Here is a 2,940-nt window from a genome sequence, read left to right on the forward strand (position 1 = left end):
GCCCCTACCCTCAGCGGCCCCTCGCCGGACATCGTGGGCGCGGTGCTGGACTCGGTTGGCTAGGCACGGCCGCGCCACCATCGACGGCGCCCCCATCCACGACTACGATCCGCCGTTTCGCGCCTGACAAGGACTGCCGATGGCGACGCTCTCCCCCACCCTGCCCGATGACGACCGCGCCTTCCTCGGCCACCCGCGCGGCCTTGCCTACCTCGCCTTCGCCGAGGCGTGGGAGCGGTTCTCCTTCTACGGGATGCAGGCGCTGCTCGTGCTCTACATGGTCGGCCAGCTCCTGCTGCCGGGTCATGTGGAGAACGTCGCCGGCTTCCCGGCTTTCCGCGCCGCGCTGGAGGGGGCGTACGGGCCGCTGTCGGTGCAGGCGCTCGCCTCGGCCATCTTCGGGCTGTACGCCGGCCTGATCTACCTCACCCCGATCCTCGGCGGGCTGCTCGCCGATCGCGTGCTGGGCCGCACCCGCACGGTGACGCTGGGGGCGATGCTGATGGTGGCCGGCCATTTCCTGATGGCATTCGATGTCAGCTTCCTGATCGCGCTGGCCTGCCTGATCCTCGGCTGCGGCTGCTTCAAGGGCAATATCGCCGCGCAGGTGGGCGGGTTGTATGCGTCGGGCGATCTGCGGCGGGCGGATGCGTTCCAGATCTACTATCTCGGCATCAACGGCGGGGTGATCGCCGCCCCGCTGATCTGCGGCACGCTGGGCGAGCTGTACGGCTGGCATTACGGCTTCGGCGCGGCGGGCGTGGGGATGCTGCTGGGCCTCGCCATCTATCTCGCCGGGCGCCGCTACCTGCCGCCGGAGACGACGCGCGGCACGCGCGGGCCGAAGGTGGCGCTGGCACCCGGCGAGGGGAAGACGATCGCCCTGCTGATCGGCCTGTTGCCCGTACTGGCGGTGGCGGTGTGCGGCAACATGCAGATCTTCAACGCCTATCTGGTGTGGGCGCAGGAAAGCGTGGACTTCACCCTGTTCGGCCGGACGATGCCGACGACGTGGCTCATCACGCTGGACTCGATCACCTCGGTGGCGTTCCTCGTCGGCGCGGTGGCGTTCTGGCGGCTCTGGGCGAGGCGCTTCCCGGAGCCGGACGAGATTACCAAGATCGCGCTCGGCACGATGATCGCGCTGCTGGCGCCGCTGGTGCTGGCCGCCTGCGCCGCGCACGCCGCCGCCACGGGGGTGAAGACGCCCGTCGCGTGGCTGATCGTGTTCCACGTCGTCAACAGCATCGGCATCGCCAACGTGTTCCCGGTGGCGCTGGCGCTCTATTCGCGGGCGTCGCCGCCGGCGCTCGGATCGACGATCATCGGCATCTTCTACCTGCACTTCTTCGCCGCCAACATGCTGGTGGGCTGGCTGGGCGGCAAGCTGGATGCGATGCCCGCCGCCTCCTTCTGGTTGATGCATGCGGGGCTGATCGGGGTGGCCGGGCTGCTGCTGCTGGGCGCCCGCGCGCTGTTCGGCCACCTGCTCGCCCCGGCCCCGCTACTGGACAAATCGGGGCATCGAACATAGATAGAACATATGGCGCAGCTCGACACCCGCGAGAAACTGGCGATCCTCGCCGATGCCGCCAAATATGATGCGTCCTGCGCGTCGTCCGGCACCACCAAGCGCAACAGCGCCGGCAAGGCGGACGGCATCGGCTCGACCGAGGGCATGGGCATCTGCCACGCCTATGCGCCGGATGGCCGCTGCATCTCGCTACTCAAGATCCTGCTGACCAACAGCTGCATCTTCGACTGCCATTATTGCATCAATCGCAAGAGCAGCAACGTGCGCCGCGCCCGCTTCACCGCGCAGGAGGTGGTGAAGCTCACTCTCGCCTTCTACCGGCGCAACTATATCGAGGGGTTGTTCCTCTCCTCGGGCATCATATCCTCCTCGAATTACACGATGGAGCAGATCGTCGAGGTCGCGCGATCGCTGCGCGAGGATCACGGATTTCGCGGCTATATCCACCTCAAGACGATCCCCGATGCCGACCCCGAGCTGATTCATCAGGCCGGCCTGTACGCCGATCGCCTGTCGATCAACGTGGAACTGCCGACCGAGCGCGGGCTGAAACGGCTTGCGCCCGAGAAGTCGGCGGCGGGCATCGCGGGGGCCATGCGCGGGATCAAGGGGTCGATCGACGACGGTCACGACGCGAAGAAGAAATACAAGTCCGCACCCAGGTTCGCGCCCGCCGGCCAGTCCACCCAGATGATCGTCGGGGCGGACAGCGCCAACGACGGCGAGATCGTGACGACCGCGAGCGGCCTGTACGATCGCTTCGGTTTGCGCCGCGTCTATTATTCGGCGTTCAGCCCGATCCCGGATGCCAGCGCGATCCTGCCGTTGCAGCGCCCGCCGCTGATGCGCGAGCATCGGCTGTATCAGTCGGACTGGCTGATGCGTTTCTACGGCTTCACCCCGAAGGAGGTCGTCTCCGCTACTGGCGCGGATGGGATGCTGCCACTCGACATCGATCCGAAGATGGCGTGGGCGCTCAAGTTCCGCGAGAACTTCCCCGTCGACGTCAACACCGCGCCGCGCGAGATGCTGTTGCGCGTGCCGGGGCTGGGGGTGAAGGCGGTCAAGGCGATCCTGCTGTCGCGTCGCTGGCGGCGGTTGCGACTGGAAGACATCGGGCGGCTGACCGTCTCGGTCGCGAAGCTGCGCCCGTTCATCACCGCCGCCGACTGGACGCCGACCGGGCTGATCGACCGGGTGGACCTGAAGGCGCGCATCGCCCCGCCGGTGAAGCAGATGGAATTGTTTGCGGCCTGAGGGCAGTTCCCGACGCGACACCGACGCTTCCGTCGTCCCGGCCTTGTGCCGGGGTTCACCAAGGAACAGGCGAAGCGTCTGATCTCGAAGCGCCGGCTCGTGTCCCGGTGGACCCCGGAACAGGTCCGGGGTGACGGAGTGGGTGGTAT

2 protein-coding genes are annotated in these 2,940 nt (G+C 67.4%); both read left to right on the top strand.

Features of this window, described 5'->3' with window-relative positions; translation table 11 throughout:
* The first annotated feature begins 139 nt into the window (after window positions 1–139).
* On the top strand, window positions 140–1,534 hold the full coding sequence (locus tag FOY91_RS21010; protein ID WP_145155967.1) for a peptide MFS transporter: 1,395 nt from the start codon (window positions 140–142) through the stop codon (window positions 1,532–1,534).
* 9 nt (window positions 1,535–1,543) lie between these two features.
* The gene (locus FOY91_RS21015; protein ID WP_145155969.1) at window positions 1,544–2,791 is read left to right on the top strand and encodes a putative DNA modification/repair radical SAM protein; all 1,248 of its coding nucleotides are present in this window, start codon (window positions 1,544–1,546) and stop codon (window positions 2,789–2,791) included.
* Window positions 2,792–2,940: the final 149 nt, after the last annotated feature.

Source organism: Alterirhizorhabdus solaris (assembly GCF_007785815.1).
GTDB classification, from domain to species: domain Bacteria; phylum Pseudomonadota; class Alphaproteobacteria; order Sphingomonadales; family Sphingomonadaceae; genus Alterirhizorhabdus; species Alterirhizorhabdus solaris.